Source organism: Nitrosomonas sp. sh817, assembly GCF_030908545.1.
Taxonomy (GTDB): Bacteria; Pseudomonadota; Gammaproteobacteria; order Burkholderiales; family Nitrosomonadaceae; genus Nitrosomonas.
In genome coordinates, this window is the sequence record NZ_CP133083.1 from 1,772,510 (window position 1) to 1,787,120 (window position 14,611).

The window sequence follows — 14,611 nt, forward strand, 5'->3', positions numbered from 1 at the left end:
TCGGTTTCCCGATAACCCCAGTGACGGTGGTCGCCTTCTCCGGCTTTTGTCAATTTCTCCGACAGAAAAGTAAGAAGGCTATGTTATCAATCAAAAACATCGCCTTCTTATGATTCTGCCTACTGCGTCAATAATCAAAGCCATCGAAACCGCTCCAGGATCGGGGTTGCCGATGCTTTTATCCGCATGCGGCCGGGCGCGGCCGATTTTGGGGATGAGATTCTTGGTCGCTTCGGCGGATTGCTGGGCAATTTCCGCGGCGGCTGTCCAAGCTTCCGCGATTGATAGTCCTTGAGCGGCTCCTTTTGTCAACGCGGCGGAAAATGGATAGAGCACGTCGACCAGCGTTTTGTCGTTAAGCTGCGCCTTGCCGACATCAATAACAGCTTGCAGTGCCGCCGTGACCCCTGCCGCAATCATTGAAGCATCCGGCTTGGTTTCATCACTAAGAGAATTGCCAAAGTTGCGCAGAATGACGCCCCACAACATACCCGAGGTACCACCGGCACGATCCGACCAGGCGTCGCCGGCGGCCGTTAATGCCGTCCCTGCCCCGGCTTGAAACGCCATGACTTTTTTGACGGCATCGACACCAGCTTTCAATCCGCGCTGCATGCCGATGCCGTGATCGCCGTCACCGGCGATGGCATCCAAACGTCCCAATTCGTCTTGTTGCGCTTCGATGGCTCCGAGCGCCGCTTCAAACGCCAACAGTACAATGTTGACGACTGCTTGCGATTCCGGCGAACCGGACCTGATGGTGAATTTGCCTCGCGAACCCTTCGATTCGACGACATGGTCGATCATTGGTCCGGCGCTCATGACCACGCCGCGATGAAACGCCGGTGTATCGGCTGCCGCCAGCCAGCTCTGTTCAAGCGCATCGTCGAGCCAGAACAACGTCAACGATACGCCCGCCATGTCGAAGCTGGTGATTAATTCATCCACGACCGGCGCGACGATGATCAGCCCGCGCGCCGTCAGCAATTGCTCGATCTTGCGATAGACCACGAATAATTCTTCGTACTTCACCGCACCGAGACCGTTGAGGATGACGCCGATCCGTGCCCCGGAAATATTGTTCACAGTTTCCGGAATCTCGGATAGCAGTTTATCCGCCAGCAGTTCCGCCAAGCCATCGGCACTTGGCGCCTTGACCCGGTCCAGGCCGGGTTCGCCGTGGATGCCCATGCCGACTTCCATGATGCCGGGTTCGACTTCGAATAAAGGCTTGGCAGCGCCGGGCAATGTGCAACCGGAAAACGCTACACCCAGTGAACGCACCCGGCTGTTGGCTGCAGCCGCAATCCGTACGACTTCATCAATCGGTTTTCCGGCATCCGCAGCAACCGCCGCCGCTTTGAATACCGCCAGCGTACCGGCAATGCCGCGGCGTTTGTGCTGCTCATGCGCCGGCGCGGAGGCGATATCATCGGTCACCACCACCGACTGGACATCGATACCCTGCGCGCGCAGACGTTCCTGCGCTTGGGTGAAATTGAGCACGTCACCGGCGTAATTGGCAAAGCAAAACAAAATTCCGCCGCCCGCATCGACGGCATGCGCCACATTACAGATCTGTTGCGCCGACGGCGCGGCGAAGACGTTGCCGAGCGCGGCGCCGTGCGCCAATCCGTGACCGACAAAACCGCCGAACGCCGGATAGTGCCCGGAACCGCCGCCGATCACCACCACGACCTGCCCGGTCTTGGCTTTATGCCGCCGGATCACGCCGCCATCGACACGCAGGATTTTGTCACGATGCGCGGCGGCATAACCGTCCGCCAATTCCGCCGCAAATTGCGCCGGATCATTGAATAAATAAGTCATTGCTAATTAAATCCCGGAGCTGAAAAATAATCATCATAGCGCTTTACTGTGAACCGCTTGGAATTGTGTTTGACGCAGGTTACGAACATTATCCCGCTACCCGGTAGTCTGATAAAATCGGATTAATGAATCATGCAGGTGCGCCAAGTCAGCCTGCCCTCTAATTAAATCACGCCAGTTGCCGGTCACAAAGGAATTATTGCATTGTTTTCAGCGTTTCAACATTTGAATTTTACCCGGATTCTTGTATTTTCAACCTTGTCCGCGGCTTGGCTGGGATTCGCTTATTATTTTGGAAAATTGATTCCGGATAAGCAATTGTGGTTTGCGCTATTGGTTACCTTGCTATTCGGATTGCCCATCTATTGCGCCGCGATTTACGCGGTGACGATCGAGAGAATATACCGCGCCAATCAGTTCCAAAAACTGGGTATTTTGCATTGGTTGTTCACCCGGCGGATACTGGCTTATCTCGTTTGGTTGTTCTGGGCGGTGGTATTTTCATTCTTGTTGTTGTGTTATCTCGGCTCCGCCGACAAGCAGGAATGGGTTGTTTTTTTCACCGCCATCCCGGCATTCGCTGTTATTTACACACTTTTTTCATCTGTTGCGGCGCGAGAATACAAACCCTATATCGCAGTACATAAATCGCTTAGCTGGTCACGCTGGCTAACAGCCGTAACGATGGCGGCGCTTTTTATCGTTTTGGTCGATCACACCGATACTACCCGCCAATATGCGTCACTGTCAGAAGCGGTCGCGGCGGAAAGCCAAAAACTCGATGGCACGACCAATAGCATTTTGATTCTCGAAACCAACCGGCTGCTGGGCTTTGTCGAAGGCATGAAGCGCTACGCGCTGGGCAGCCTGCAGTCTTTAAGCGACGTGTTATACCTTGGCTGCGTGTTCGCCGGCAGTTTGGTGTTTTTTTATAACGTCATGCTCGGGATTTCCAGTTTCATGCTGCCTTTGCCGGAATACCGGCGGATCCTTGCCCCCATCCAGGATAGCGATGAACCGCCGGCGGTATCGCCCTGGGCTTGGGCGATTACCTCGGCCTTCACGACTTTTTTTGTTTTCTTTATCTATGTGCCATCCACGGTCTATGTCGATGCCTGGCTGCGTTCCAATCCTGAAACTGTCGGGGAAATCCGCGCTTCGCAGCAAAAGGTCGTACAAACCGTGGAAATGATCGGGGACGATTACTACAAACCCGGCACTGCGGAACAAATTGAGCGGGCCTACCTCGATACCCTCAGTAAAATGGAGTCCTCGCTGGAAAAACTGCGTGAAACCACCGGCACCGGTTTTCAGCAGATGGTCGATAACGTCGATGCGTATCTCGATTGGTATTATAGCCTGCCCGGTGAATACGAACGGATTCTGGCCTTGGCTACCGGTGTTTTGGAAAACTGGATGAGCGAAAAATTGCAAAACTATTTGATGCGAGGCAATGCCTTTGGCCCGGTCCAGCAATCCATTGAAGAAGTATTGCAAAACAACCAGCAGTTACGTGCCGAACATCTGCAACAGGTGGAGCGGATTCTGGCCGACAATCGCGTTGAACCGGTCAGCGAAGCGCAACTGGAAATTGTCCGGCATGCTTCCTTGAATGCCCTCAAGGAACCGCCGGCGCATAGCGTCATCGTCAACCTGGAAAACCGTGTGCTGATTTCCGGCGGTATCGGCACCGCAGGTGCGATTACCGGCGCGATCGCCGGGAAGATTACCGCCAAAGTGGCTGGCAAAGGCATCATCAAACTCGGCGCGCAAGCATTGATCAAAGTAACCGCCGGCAAAGCAGTCAGCGCCTTGGGCGGTGCCGCCGCCGGCGCCGCAACGGGAGCCGCATTGGGTTCGTTCATTCCCGGTATCGGTACGGCAATCGGCGCGATGATCGGTGGTATCATTGGCGGCATCACTATTGGTTTGACTGTGGAAAAGCTCTTGCTGATGCTGGAAGAAGCATTTTCCCGCGACGAGTTCAAGCGCCAGATTCTGGAAGCCATCGAAGAAGAGCGTCTCGAATTTGAAAGATTCTTAACGACGCCCGTGTTAGCGGACAACCATCCGGCTGAAGTACCCTGAAGTACAAATCAACCATTTATAATCCTGGAATCTTATGGACCATAACATTACATTGATCACGACAATTGCAGCCGGTTTTGGCCTGGCTCTGATTTTCGGTTTTATCGCGGAGCGGCTGAAAACGCCGGCACTGGTCGGGTACCTGCTGGCCGGCATTGCGATCAGCCCGTCCACGCCAGGGTTTGTCGCGGATATCGGCATTGCGTCGCAATTGTCGGAAATCGGCGTCATGCTGCTGATGTTCGGCGTCGGCTTGCATTTTTCTCTGGATGATCTGCTGTCGGTCAAGCGCGTTGCAGTACCCGGCGCAATTGTGCAAATGGCGGTTGCCACCGTTTTAGGCATGGCTTTGGCATCTTCGTGGGAATGGAGCACCGGCGCCGGACTGGTGCTCGGCTTGTCACTATCGTGCGCCAGTACCGTGGTGCTGCTGAAGGCCCTCGAATCGCGTGGCGTGCTGGAATCCATGAACGGCCGCATCGCGGTTGGCTGGCTGATCGTCGAGGATTTAGTGACAGTTCTGATTCTGGTGTTGTTGCCATCGTTCGCAACCATGCTGGGAGGCGCCAATGAAAACGGCAATCCGACCGATCCGCTATGGTATACCATCGGCATTACATTATTGCTGGTTTCAGCGTTCATCGCACTGATGCTGATCGTCGGCCGCCGGGTGCTGCCGTGGCTGCTGTGGCAAGTTGCCCGCACCGGTTCGCGTGAAATGTTCACATTGGCAGTCGTCGCTGTCGCCATTTGCATCGCCTACGGCGCAGCCGCATTGTTTAATGTTTCGTTTGCACTGGGCGCTTTCTTTGCCGGCATGGTGATGCGCGAATCCAAATTCAGTCACCGCGCCGCCGAGGAATCACTGCCATTGCGCGATGCGTTCGCCGTGTTGTTTTTTGTTTCCGTCGGCATGCTGTTCGATCCAACGGTATTGATCGAAGAACCGATGCGGGTTTTAGCGGTGGCGGCGATTATCATCGTCGGCAAATCCATGGCCGCCATGTTACTGGTGTTGATCATGCGTTACCCGCTCAATACTTCGCTAACGGTCGCCGCCAGTCTCGGGCAGATTGGAGAATTCTCCTTTATCTTGGCGGGATTAGGGTTGTCTCTTGGCCTGATGCCCGCCGAAGGCATGAGTCTGGTGCTCGCCGGAGCGCTGATTTCCATCGCTTTCAATCCAATCGCATTTGCCGCGGTTACGCCGTTCAGAAATCTCATTCTGAAACATTCCGCGTTGGCGCGGAAATACGAGAACCGCGACGATCCCTACGCGGAATTGCCGATGAGCACCGAGCGGAAATTTCTCGAAGGGCAAGTGGTGCTGGTGGGTTACGGTCACGTCGGAGAACGTATCGCGCATGCGCTGGGTGAAAAAAACATTCCGTATATCGTGGCGGAACAGAATCGTGAATTAGTGCAAGACTTGCGCAAACAAGGCGCAAACGCGGTATCCGGAGACGCCACCGAACCCTCGGTGCTGATTCAGGCGCACATTACCGATGCCGCGATGCTGGTGATCGCTACAGCGGATCCACTGAATGTGCGGCACATGATCGATACCGCGCGCACCTTAAACCCCGGCATCGAAATCGTATTGCGCACCCGCAGCGAAGACGAAACAAAATTATTGCGTAACGACAATCTGGGAACAGTATTCTTCGGTGAAGAAGAACTGGCTAAAAGCATGACGCATCATATTTTGGACCGGTTCGATGCTAAAACAGAATCCCGGCAAAAGAACGCTTAATCTTTAGAAAACTATCAAGAGAAATCATCCATGACAGAACAAAATTATGCCGGCATTCATGACGATATTAACGGCGGACTCACGCACCTCGGGCGGATCGTGCGGGATGCCTGGGTATTCGGGATCTTGCCTGAAACAGAAACTTGCGCGGGCTGGAGCACTTCGCAGATGCAGACTTTATATGAAAAGGTTCATGAAGCTTGGGAGCCTTATGCGCATCTGCCAAGCCGGTTACCGGACGAACTCCGCGAACGGCATACCGCGATTTACGAAGCAGCGATCAAATACGCAAAAAGCAACGGCTGGAACGCCGAATTGGGCGATGATGATTAATGCCGGTCAAGCTTTCGCGGGGAAGTGAATGATCCGCGCAGGTCCGTCCAGTTTCGACTTGCTTTCCAGAAGCTGCAGCGCCAGCGGAAATTCGCGCTGTAACCGCAACATAATTTCCGGCATATGATCACGATAATAAATGGCTTCATAGGCAACCGGTTCATCAAGCGTATTGCGATCATGGCGTTTAAAATTGCACCAGGCAATGTCGATCCAGCATTTGCGCTCGCCATCGATAAACACAAACTCATCATGATCGATGATCGCCATGTATTGCATGCTGCGAATCGGCACAAACAAATGGCGGGTTACGCATTTTGACAGCAAAGTAATCGCGAGATTATATGATTTCGCCGGCAAATAGCGCGTTTCCCTGCCAATTTCGGGATCACGGTAACAGGTAATTTCCATTTCCAACCTCCGCGAAGCGTCGTGATAATGGCATATGATGAATCGTATTTAATCTTCAATCAAGCCGTATTGCAGCGGAGGAAAAATTGTTGCTGGCTATCTTACCGGTGAGCTTGGCTGAATTCCAAAGTAAAATATCACTACCGACTGACTAAAGAAAGCACAAGGGATCCATGACATTGATTAATCATTTTCTTTCACGCCTCGGACCAGGCTTATTGTATGCGGGCGCGGCTGTCGGTGTTTCCCATTTGGTGCAATCAACGCAAGCCGGCGGCATGTTCGGCTTTGAATTGATTATCGCCATCATCATTATTCATGCCATCAAATATCCTTTTTTTGAATTCGGTCCACGCTATACCGCAGCAACCGGACAGCACATTCTGCATGGTTATCTGAAACTCGGTAAATGGGCGGTATGGCTTTATCTGCTGATGGCAATCGCCACCATGTTTATCGTGCAAGCGGCCATTACGGTTGTGACCGCCGGTCTCATTACCAATATATTCGGACTCGATGGACTAGGTGGGCACGATCCGCAAATGGTTGCATTCATCATCGGCAGCCTGTTGTTGTTGATCTCGTTCACACTGTTAGTCAGCGGTCATTATGTGCTGCTCGATAAGTTGATGAAAATCATCATCTTGATACTGACGGTTACGTCGATCGCCGCCGTCATCATGCTGTTGTTCGACAATCCGGGACATCATAAGACCGCCACTGTTTCTTTCACCTTCACGGATACCGCGCATTTGATCTTTCTAGCGACATTTCTGGGCTGGATGCCGGCCCCGCTGGATCTATCCATATGGCACTCAATCTGGGCAAAAAGTAAAAACGACAGCGACGGCAAAATCGCATCGCTGCGGGAAACCTTGTTTGATTTCCGTGTGGGCTTTATCGGAACGGCGTTTCTGGCCATTTGTTTTTTATTGCTCGGCGCGTTGGTAATGTATGGCAGCGGCATTCCTTTTGCCGCCGGGGGCGCGGCATTCGCCGGGCAATTGCTCGATATGTACCAGCAAGCCCTGGGTGACTGGGCGTATCCGATCGTCGCCATTGCGGCTATTGCCACGATGTTCAGCACGACATTGACCGTGTTGGATGCATTCCCGCGTTCGATCAGCGCTTCGCTGGAATTGTTATTCCCCGGCCGGATTCGGCAACGAAATCCTCACTTCACGTATATGATCAGCTTGGCAATTTTAATAGCGGGTACTTTGTTTATCCTGTTCTTTTACATGACCTCCATGCGCGAAATGGTCAAAATCGCCACCGTCATTTCATTCGTGGCTGCGCCCATCATTGCGATATTAAACATGCAAGCGGTTTTCAGCCGTCACATGCCCGATCAATACCGTCCCGGTAAACTCATGTGGATCTGGTGCTGGTTCGGCGTCGCTGCGCTATCCGCTTGTTCGATTTTTTATCTGCTGTTATAGGAACATTCAAGAAAACCTGTGATGCGTCCCACTCGTCTGGAAAAACCGGCGGCCACGCGTAATAACCTGAAAACAATCGCGTCGCTGTTGCCCTATTTATGGGAATTCAAAGTCAGGGTCATTTTGGCGCTCGCACTTTTGGTATTGGCAAAGCTCGCGAATGTCTCGGTGCCGCTGGTATTAAAAGAAATCGTCGACGCTTTGGATCAGCCGCGCGCGGAACTGGTACTGCCCGCATTTTTGTTGATCGGCTACGGTGTGCTGCGATTATGCAGCACTTTATTCGGTGAGCTGCGCGACGCCATTTTCGCCAAAGTCACGCAGCGCGCAATCCGGCGGGTTGCAATCAAGGTTTTCATGCATCTGCATTCGTTGTCCTTGCGCTTTCATTTGGAGCGCCAAACCGGCGGGGTTTCGCGGGACATCGAGCGCGGCACGCGAGGTATTTCCTTCTTATTGAATTTCATGCTGTTCAATATCCTGCCGACCTTGCTCGAAATCGGCCTGGTATTGGCCATTTTGACCGGAAAATACGATATCCGGTTTGCCGTCATTATTGCCGCCACTTTACTGGCGTACATCGCGCTCACGTTGATTGTGACCGAGTGGCGCATGATTTTCCGCCGCACTATGAACAACATGGACTCAAAAGCCAATACCCAAGCGATCGACAGTTTGCTGAATTATGAAACCGTCAAATATTTCGCTAATGAAAATTGGGAAGCACGGCGCTACGACGAGCATTTGCAAGCCTGGGAAAAAGCCGCGGTGCGCAACCAAACATCGCTTGCCACCCTGAATGCCGGTCAAAGCGCCATCATCGCCGTCGGTGTTACGCTGCTGATGTTTCTCGCGGCCGATCATGTGATCTCCGGCAGCATGACACTGGGCGACCTGGTGTTGATCAACGCATTCATGCTGCAGCTGTACATGCCGCTCCATTTCCTGGGTTTCGTTTACCGGGAGATCAAACACTCACTGGCGGATATGGAACGGATGTTTACCCTGCTCGACGAAAACCGGGAAATAAAGGATAAGCCGGATGCGCATGTGCTTATGCTTAATACGAGTCATGCAACGATCCGTTTTCACGATGTCCATTTTTATTATGAACCGGATCGCCAAATCTTGTTCGATGTCACCTTTGACATTCCCGCCGGACAGAATATTGCGGTGGTGGGTCACAGCGGTTCGGGCAAGTCGACGCTGGCACGTTTGTTGTTCCGTTTCTATGATGTGCAATCGGGCTGTATCCTGATCAACGATCAGGATATCCGCGACATCACCCAGCAAAGTTTGCGCGCAGCCATCGGCATCGTGCCGCAAGATACTGTGTTATTCAATGACAGTATTTACTACAACATTGCGTACGGACGCCCGGACGCAACGGAAGATGAAGTTTTCGCGGCGGCACGTGCCGCTCATATTCATGATTTCATTGAAAGATTACCGATGAAATATGAAACGGTGGTCGGTGAACGCGGTTTGAAATTATCCGGCGGTGAAAAGCAGCGGGTAGCGATTGCACGCACGATTCTGAAAAACCCGGCAATCCTGATTTTCGACGAAGCCACATCGGCGCTGGATTCGGAATCAGAGAAACGCATTCAGGCCGAATTAAAGCGCATCGCGGTCAATCGCACCACGCTAACGATCGCGCACCGGCTATCGACGATCGCCGATGCCGATCAGATCCTGGTGATGGAACAGGGCCGCATCATAGAACGCGGCACGCATCAGCAATTGCTTGCGGCCAACGGCACTTATGCCCGTATGTGGGAATTACAACAGCAAGAAGAAACTACGCAAGCAAAGCAAACAACCGCCACTGTCAGTTAACCGTTTACAGCAAAGCTTCTTCTTCCGCGAAAATAAAAAACCGGAAAATACCGGGAAAAAACCAACCTTATCCCTGCGAATGAATGTTAGACGGATGTGATAACTTCACACTCCAGAATTTGCCATCAACAATTGCGTAATTACATTCTAGGGAGTCATCGCAATGCTCGTATCTGTTGGTTATCTCATTATTATTGTTTCTGTTTTCGGCGGATTTGCTTTGGCCGGGGGCCACCTGGCTTCGCTGTGGCAGCCTGTGGAGCTTCTCATGATTGGTGGAGGCGCTGTTGGGGCATTCGTTGTCGGCAATTCGAATAAAGCAATTAAAGCCACCATGAAAGCATTGCCGACCGTTTTCAAAGGCTCGAAGTTTACCAAAGCGTTGTATATGGACCTGATGACGCTACTGTACGAAATTCTCAGCAAGGTACGTAAAGAAGGCTTGATGTCGATCGAAGGCGATGTCGATGATCCCTCCAATAGCCCGATTTTCACGAAATATCCGGATATCCTGGCGGATCATCATATCACCGAGTTTATTACAGATTATCTGCGCCTGATGGTGGGCGGCAATTTGAATTCTCTGGAGATCGAGAGTTTGATGGACAGCGAACTGGAAACGCACCATCAAGAAGGTGAAGTGCCGATTCATGTGGTATCGAAACTCGGCGACGGATTGCCCGCATTCGGGATTGTGGCTGCGGTAATGGGCGTGGTGCATACCATGGAGTCGGTGCATTTGCCGCCCAGCGAATTGGGAATTTTGATTGCTGCGGCGCTGGTCGGTACTTTCCTCGGAATCTTGCTGGCTTACGGCTTTGTCAGCCCATTGGCGGGAAAGCTTGAACATAATCTCCATGAATCCAGCAAGATGTTCGAATGTATCAAAATTACCCTGCTTGCCAATCTGAACGGCTACTCGCCGGTTTTGGCAGTGGAGTTCGGAAGAAAAGTCCTGTTCACGACCGAAAGACCGTCTTTCTTGGAGTTGGAAGAGCATGTCAAACAAAGCAAGTCCAAGTAATTATTGAATATTTATTCCATCTGAATTACAGGAACAATTATGGCTGACGATCTTGCACAGCGACCGATAGTTATCAAAAGAATCAAGAAAGTTGCGGGCGGCCATCATGGCGGCGCCTGGAAAATTGCGTATGCCGACTTCGTAACCGCAATGATGGCGTTTTTTTTGTTGATGTGGTTACTGGGATCGTCGACCAAAAGTCAATTGGAAGGCATCTCGGAATATTTCAAAACGCCGCTGAAGGTCGCTTTGATGGGCGGATCGTCGATTGGTGAAAGCAATAGCGTACTCAAAGGCGGCGGTACCGATTTGACACGCCAGCATGGCGAAGTCAAGAAAGGCGCGATCAAGGATGACGATGCCCAAACCAAGAAAATCATCCGGGAACGGGCGGAGCGCGTCAAATTGGAAGGATTAAAGCAAAAAATCGAAGAAGCGATTGAAAACAATCCGTCGCTCAAAAAATTCGCTAATCAATTGCTATTGGATATCACTTCGGACGGCTTAAGAATTCAAATCGTCGACGAACAAAACCGCCCGATGTTCGCGTTGGGCAGAGCGGAATTACAGCCCTATACCAAAACCATATTGCGCGAAATCGGCAAAATGCTGAACGACGTCGACAATAAAATCAGTCTTTCCGGACATACGGATGCCAAGCCGTTCCCCTCAGGCGACAAAGGTTACAGCAACTGGGAATTATCGGCGGATCGCGCTAATGCCTCAAGGCGCGAATTGGTTGTCGGCGGCATGGATACCAATAAAATCCTGCAAGTCATCGGATTGTCTTCGGCAGTTCTTTTTGACAAGGACGATCCGCTCAACCCGATCAACCGCCGCATCAGTATCGTGGTTATGAACGAGCGGGCTGAGAAAGCGGTGACGATGGACAACCCGACCATCGATATCGATATGCAGGATCAACCGAGCACCGAATTGCTGGAAAATCCCTAAAAACTCTCGCGGACTGCTATCACATGCTAAAACGTTTTCATCCAAGCATCGCTGCATTGTTGATCCAAATTACAGCGACTGTTACCTCAGGGGTCTTAATAGCGTTATTCTCCGCCAATGCCGGCTTATTGGAGTGGGTGATTTTACAAGCATTGCTAGCCGGCTTATTGAGTTTTGTTGCGAGATTACCGGTATGGTGGATGCCCATGCATCTTCTGTTCATGCCGCTGGTCATCGCCGCTTTGACATTAAATATTTCATCAACTTGGTATTTATTGCTGTTCCTGGGTTTATTGTTAATCTATGGCAAATCGTTCGTGACCCAAGTGCCTTTGTACCTTTCCAGCGAGAGTGTCAATCAGGCGCTTGAGACTTTATTACCTCAACAGCAACAATTTTCGTTTATTGATCTGGGCAGCGGCTGCGGCGGATTATTAAAAAATCTTGCCAATGCTCATGATAACGGCTCTTTTCATGGCATCGAATCCGCGCCGGTGCCTTATGTCATCAGCAAATTACGCAGCTTGTTGGGTTCGGGATATGATGTGCGCTGGGGAGATTTCTGGAAACACGATTTCTCACGTTATGACGTGGTTTATGCCTATTTATCGCCAGTGCCGATGAATTCGCTGTGGCAAAAGGCAAAAAAAGAAATGCGTCCCGGCAGTCTGTTAATCAGCAATACTTTCGTTATTCCTGGTGTTGCGCCTGATCAAAGCATCCGCTTGAACGATTTTTCCAATTCCACGCTTTATCTTTGGCGGTTATGACAATCACCTAAAGCCTGCTAAACACGCCGCCAGGTAGTGCCCTGAGGACCGTCTTCCAAAATAACACCCTGTTGTTGCAGATTTTTCCGGATTTCATCCGCTTCCGCATAACGCCCCGCTTTACGGGCTTCGATACGCTGTTGAATCAAGGATTCGATCTGCTCATGGGTCAGTGAAGCAGCGCCAACGGCAGCAGAAGTGCTTTGCAAGTAATCAACCGGATTTTGTTGCAGCAAGCCTAACAATCCACCCAGCGCTTTTAATAAGGCAGCGCCGTCCTTTGCGCCGGTTTTATTGAGCTCGTTCGCCAGCTCAAACAAGACGGCGATGGCATCCGGCGTATTGAAATCATCTTCCATGGCGGCTTTGAATTTTTGCGCATGTTGATTATTCCAATCAATGGCTGGCGTATCGAACGAGCCGGCATCCTTTAATGCGATATACAACCGGTCGAGCGCCAGTTTGGTATCCTTCAGGTGTTGATCGGAATAATTGAGCGGACTGCGGTAATGCGCCCGCAAAATAAAAAACCGCACGACTTCCGGCTGATATAACTTGATAATTTCCCGTACGGTAAAGAAATTCCCAAGCGATTTCGACATCTTTTCATTGTCGACGCGCACAAAACCATTGTGCATCCAGTAATTCACGAACACATGATCATGCGCGCCTTCACTTTGGGCGATTTCGTTTTCGTGATGCGGAAATTGCAAATCCTGGCCGCCGCCATGAATATCAAAATGAATGCCCAGCAACTGCTCGCTCATCGCCGAGCATTCGATATGCCACCCCGGGCGTCCGTTGCCCCACGGGGATTCCCAAAACGGCTCGCCGGCCTTTGCGGATTTCCACAACACAAAATCCAGCGGATCCTTTTTACTGGAATCAATCTCAACCCGCTCGCCGGCACGCAAGTCATTCAAAGACTTACCTGACAGCTTTCCGTAACCCGGAAAATTATGAACCGCGTAATAAACATCGCCATTACCCGCTTGATACGCCAGATTCTTTTTTATCAATGCATCGATCATGTTGATCATGTGATCAACGAAGTTTGTGGCACGCGGTTCATGGCTGGGCGGCAATACTCCCAGCGCCGCGGCGTCTTCATCCATTGCTTGAATAAAACGTGCGGTTAATGCCCCGATCGGTTCATTGTTTTGTTGCGCGCGATTAATGATCTTATCGTCGATATCCGTAATGTTGCGTACATAAACAACTTCAAAACCGTTCTCCCTGAACCACCGCACAACCATATCAAAAACCACCAGAACCCGTGCATGCCCCAAATGGCAATAATCATAAACCGTCATGCCGCAAACATAGATCTTGATCTTTCCGGGTAAGATAGGCACGAACTGTTGTTTTTCGCGAGCGATTGAGTTATAAATTTTTAGCATAGGATCAACGATTCAAATTGTAATTCTGTCTATCTTATTGATAGAATCTCGGAAACTGTTATTATCTGCACCCAAAATAAATAGCCGCAGAGTATAACATAGTGTTTATATGAAACTCTTACCATCCATTACCACAGGCTGATTATCGATGCGACGCTGCCAAATTCTTCTGCTCATTATTTTATTTTCAATTCATTTGAACGTTTTTGCAGCATCTATCACGGTCGAAATGAGAACGAATCTTGGCAACATCGTTCTGGAGCTTTATCCTGATAAAGCCCCCAAAACCGTAGAAAACTTCCTGGAATATATTGAGAACGGTTTCTACAAAAATACGATATTCCATCGCGTCATTGCCGGGTTTATGATTCAGGGCGGCGGTTTCGACCAAGCGCTCAATCAAAAACCGACCCGTCCGCCGATTCGCAATGAAGCCGCGAATGATCTCAAAAATGAAATTGGAACCATTGCCATGGCGCGTACATCGGATCCGCATTCGGCATCGGCGCAATTTTTTATTAATGTCGCCAATAATCGATTTCTTGATTTTAAAGCACCCAGTCAAAGCGGCTATGGTTATGCGGTATTTGGAAAAGTCGTAAGTGGAATGGAAGTTGTTAACAAAATTGCTGCAACGCCTACCGGTCCGGCCGGTCCGTTTCCCAGCGACGTACCGAAAAATAAAGTGATTATTGAGGATATTGTCAAATTGCCTTCGTCAAAAAACGGCAATACTCAATAGCACATTCATCAATCAATTTAGGACT

Annotated in this window: 12 protein-coding genes; 9 read left to right on the top strand and 3 right to left on the bottom strand. The window is 50.7% G+C overall.

Going from position 1 to position 14,611, the window contains the following annotated elements; genetic code table 11:
• Window positions 1-90: 90 nt before the first annotated feature.
• Window positions 91-1,830, bottom strand: a complete 1,740-nt coding sequence (locus RBH92_RS08315; RefSeq protein WP_307931637.1) for a dihydroxyacetone kinase family protein — start codon at window positions 1,828-1,830, stop codon at window positions 91-93.
• A gap of 204 nt (window positions 1,831-2,034) precedes the next feature.
• Between RBH92_RS08315 and RBH92_RS08320 the strand changes: the two genes are divergently transcribed.
• Genes RBH92_RS08320 through RBH92_RS08330 form a run of 3 tightly spaced genes read left to right on the top strand, consistent with a single transcriptional unit; the run spans window position 2,035 to window position 6,004 of the window.
• Entirely contained in the window at window positions 2,035-3,918 is a 1,884-nt protein-coding gene (locus tag RBH92_RS08320) for a hypothetical protein (RefSeq protein ID WP_307931638.1), read from the top strand.
• Between the two features lie 34 nt (window positions 3,919-3,952).
• Complete coding sequence (locus tag RBH92_RS08325; RefSeq protein WP_307931639.1) at window positions 3,953-5,671, top strand: cation:proton antiporter domain-containing protein; 1,719 nt, start codon at window positions 3,953-3,955, stop codon at window positions 5,669-5,671.
• 30 nt (window positions 5,672-5,701) lie between these two features.
• Complete coding sequence (locus RBH92_RS08330) at window positions 5,702-6,004, top strand: hypothetical protein (protein WP_307931640.1); 303 nt, start codon at window positions 5,702-5,704, stop codon at window positions 6,002-6,004.
• Window positions 6,005-6,010: 6 nt separating this feature from the next.
• Here RBH92_RS08330 and RBH92_RS08335 read toward each other — a convergent pair whose 3' ends face one another.
• Entirely contained in the window at window positions 6,011-6,415 is a 405-nt protein-coding gene (locus RBH92_RS08335) for a hypothetical protein (RefSeq protein WP_292923781.1), read from the bottom strand.
• Between the two features lie 173 nt (window positions 6,416-6,588).
• Here RBH92_RS08335 and RBH92_RS08340 point away from each other — a divergent pair, with 173 nt between their 5' ends.
• The 5 genes from RBH92_RS08340 (at window position 6,589) to RBH92_RS08360 (ending at window position 12,444) form a co-directional block, all read left to right on the top strand.
• The gene (locus RBH92_RS08340) at window positions 6,589-7,857 is read left to right on the top strand and encodes an NRAMP family divalent metal transporter (protein WP_307931641.1); all 1,269 of its coding nucleotides are present in this window, start codon (window positions 6,589-6,591) and stop codon (window positions 7,855-7,857) included.
• A 21-nt stretch (window positions 7,858-7,878) separates the two neighbouring features.
• Complete coding sequence (locus RBH92_RS08345) at window positions 7,879-9,696, top strand: ABCB family ABC transporter ATP-binding protein/permease (protein WP_307931642.1); 1,818 nt, start codon at window positions 7,879-7,881, stop codon at window positions 9,694-9,696.
• 163 nt (window positions 9,697-9,859) lie between these two features.
• A complete protein-coding gene (gene motA, locus RBH92_RS08350; RefSeq protein ID WP_307931643.1) occupies window positions 9,860-10,720 on the top strand; it encodes a flagellar motor stator protein MotA in 861 nt (286 codons plus the stop codon).
• A 39-nt stretch (window positions 10,721-10,759) separates the two neighbouring features.
• Window positions 10,760-11,674, top strand: a complete 915-nt coding sequence (gene motB, locus RBH92_RS08355) for a flagellar motor protein MotB (protein WP_307931644.1) — start codon at window positions 10,760-10,762, stop codon at window positions 11,672-11,674.
• A 23-nt stretch (window positions 11,675-11,697) separates the two neighbouring features.
• Window positions 11,698-12,444 (top strand): class I SAM-dependent methyltransferase, encoded by a 747-nt coding sequence (locus RBH92_RS08360; RefSeq protein WP_307931645.1) that lies wholly within the window; start codon window positions 11,698-11,700, stop codon window positions 12,442-12,444.
• A 17-nt stretch (window positions 12,445-12,461) separates the two neighbouring features.
• Here RBH92_RS08360 and cysS read toward each other — a convergent pair whose 3' ends face one another.
• Entirely contained in the window at window positions 12,462-13,844 is a 1,383-nt protein-coding gene (cysS, locus tag RBH92_RS08365) for a cysteine--tRNA ligase (RefSeq protein ID WP_307931646.1), read from the bottom strand.
• A gap of 148 nt (window positions 13,845-13,992) precedes the next feature.
• On the opposite strand from cysS, the gene RBH92_RS08370 reads away from it, so the two are divergent.
• Window positions 13,993-14,586 carry a peptidylprolyl isomerase gene (locus RBH92_RS08370; RefSeq protein ID WP_307931647.1) on the top strand — a complete coding sequence of 198 codons (594 nt, stop codon included), beginning with the start codon at window positions 13,993-13,995 and terminating at the stop codon, window positions 14,584-14,586.
• The last annotated feature ends 25 nt before the right edge of the window (window positions 14,587-14,611 follow it).

What these genes read in the sequence shown, in the direction of transcription:
- motA (WP_307931643.1), top strand. Translation starts at nt 9,860, where the DNA reads ATGCTCGTATCTGTTGGTTATCTCATTATTATTGTTTCTGTTTTCGGC.
- RBH92_RS08315 (WP_307931637.1), bottom strand. Translation starts at nt 1,830, where the DNA reads ATGACTTATTTATTCAATGATCCGGCGCAATTTGCGGCGGAATTGGCG.
- RBH92_RS08340 (WP_307931641.1), top strand. Translation starts at nt 6,589, where the DNA reads ATGACATTGATTAATCATTTTCTTTCACGCCTCGGACCAGGCTTATTG.
- RBH92_RS08330 (WP_307931640.1), top strand. Translation starts at nt 5,702, where the DNA reads ATGACAGAACAAAATTATGCCGGCATTCATGACGATATTAACGGCGGA.
- motB (WP_307931644.1), top strand. Translation starts at nt 10,760, where the DNA reads ATGGCTGACGATCTTGCACAGCGACCGATAGTTATCAAAAGAATCAAG.
- cysS (WP_307931646.1), bottom strand. Translation starts at nt 13,844, where the DNA reads ATGCTAAAAATTTATAACTCAATCGCTCGCGAAAAACAACAGTTCGTG.
- RBH92_RS08370 (WP_307931647.1), top strand. Translation starts at nt 13,993, where the DNA reads ATGCGACGCTGCCAAATTCTTCTGCTCATTATTTTATTTTCAATTCAT.
- RBH92_RS08345 (WP_307931642.1), top strand. Translation starts at nt 7,879, where the DNA reads ATGCGTCCCACTCGTCTGGAAAAACCGGCGGCCACGCGTAATAACCTG.
- RBH92_RS08325 (WP_307931639.1), top strand. Translation starts at nt 3,953, where the DNA reads ATGGACCATAACATTACATTGATCACGACAATTGCAGCCGGTTTTGGC.
- RBH92_RS08360 (WP_307931645.1), top strand. Translation starts at nt 11,698, where the DNA reads ATGCTAAAACGTTTTCATCCAAGCATCGCTGCATTGTTGATCCAAATT.
- RBH92_RS08335 (WP_292923781.1), bottom strand. Translation starts at nt 6,415, where the DNA reads ATGGAAATTACCTGTTACCGTGATCCCGAAATTGGCAGGGAAACGCGC.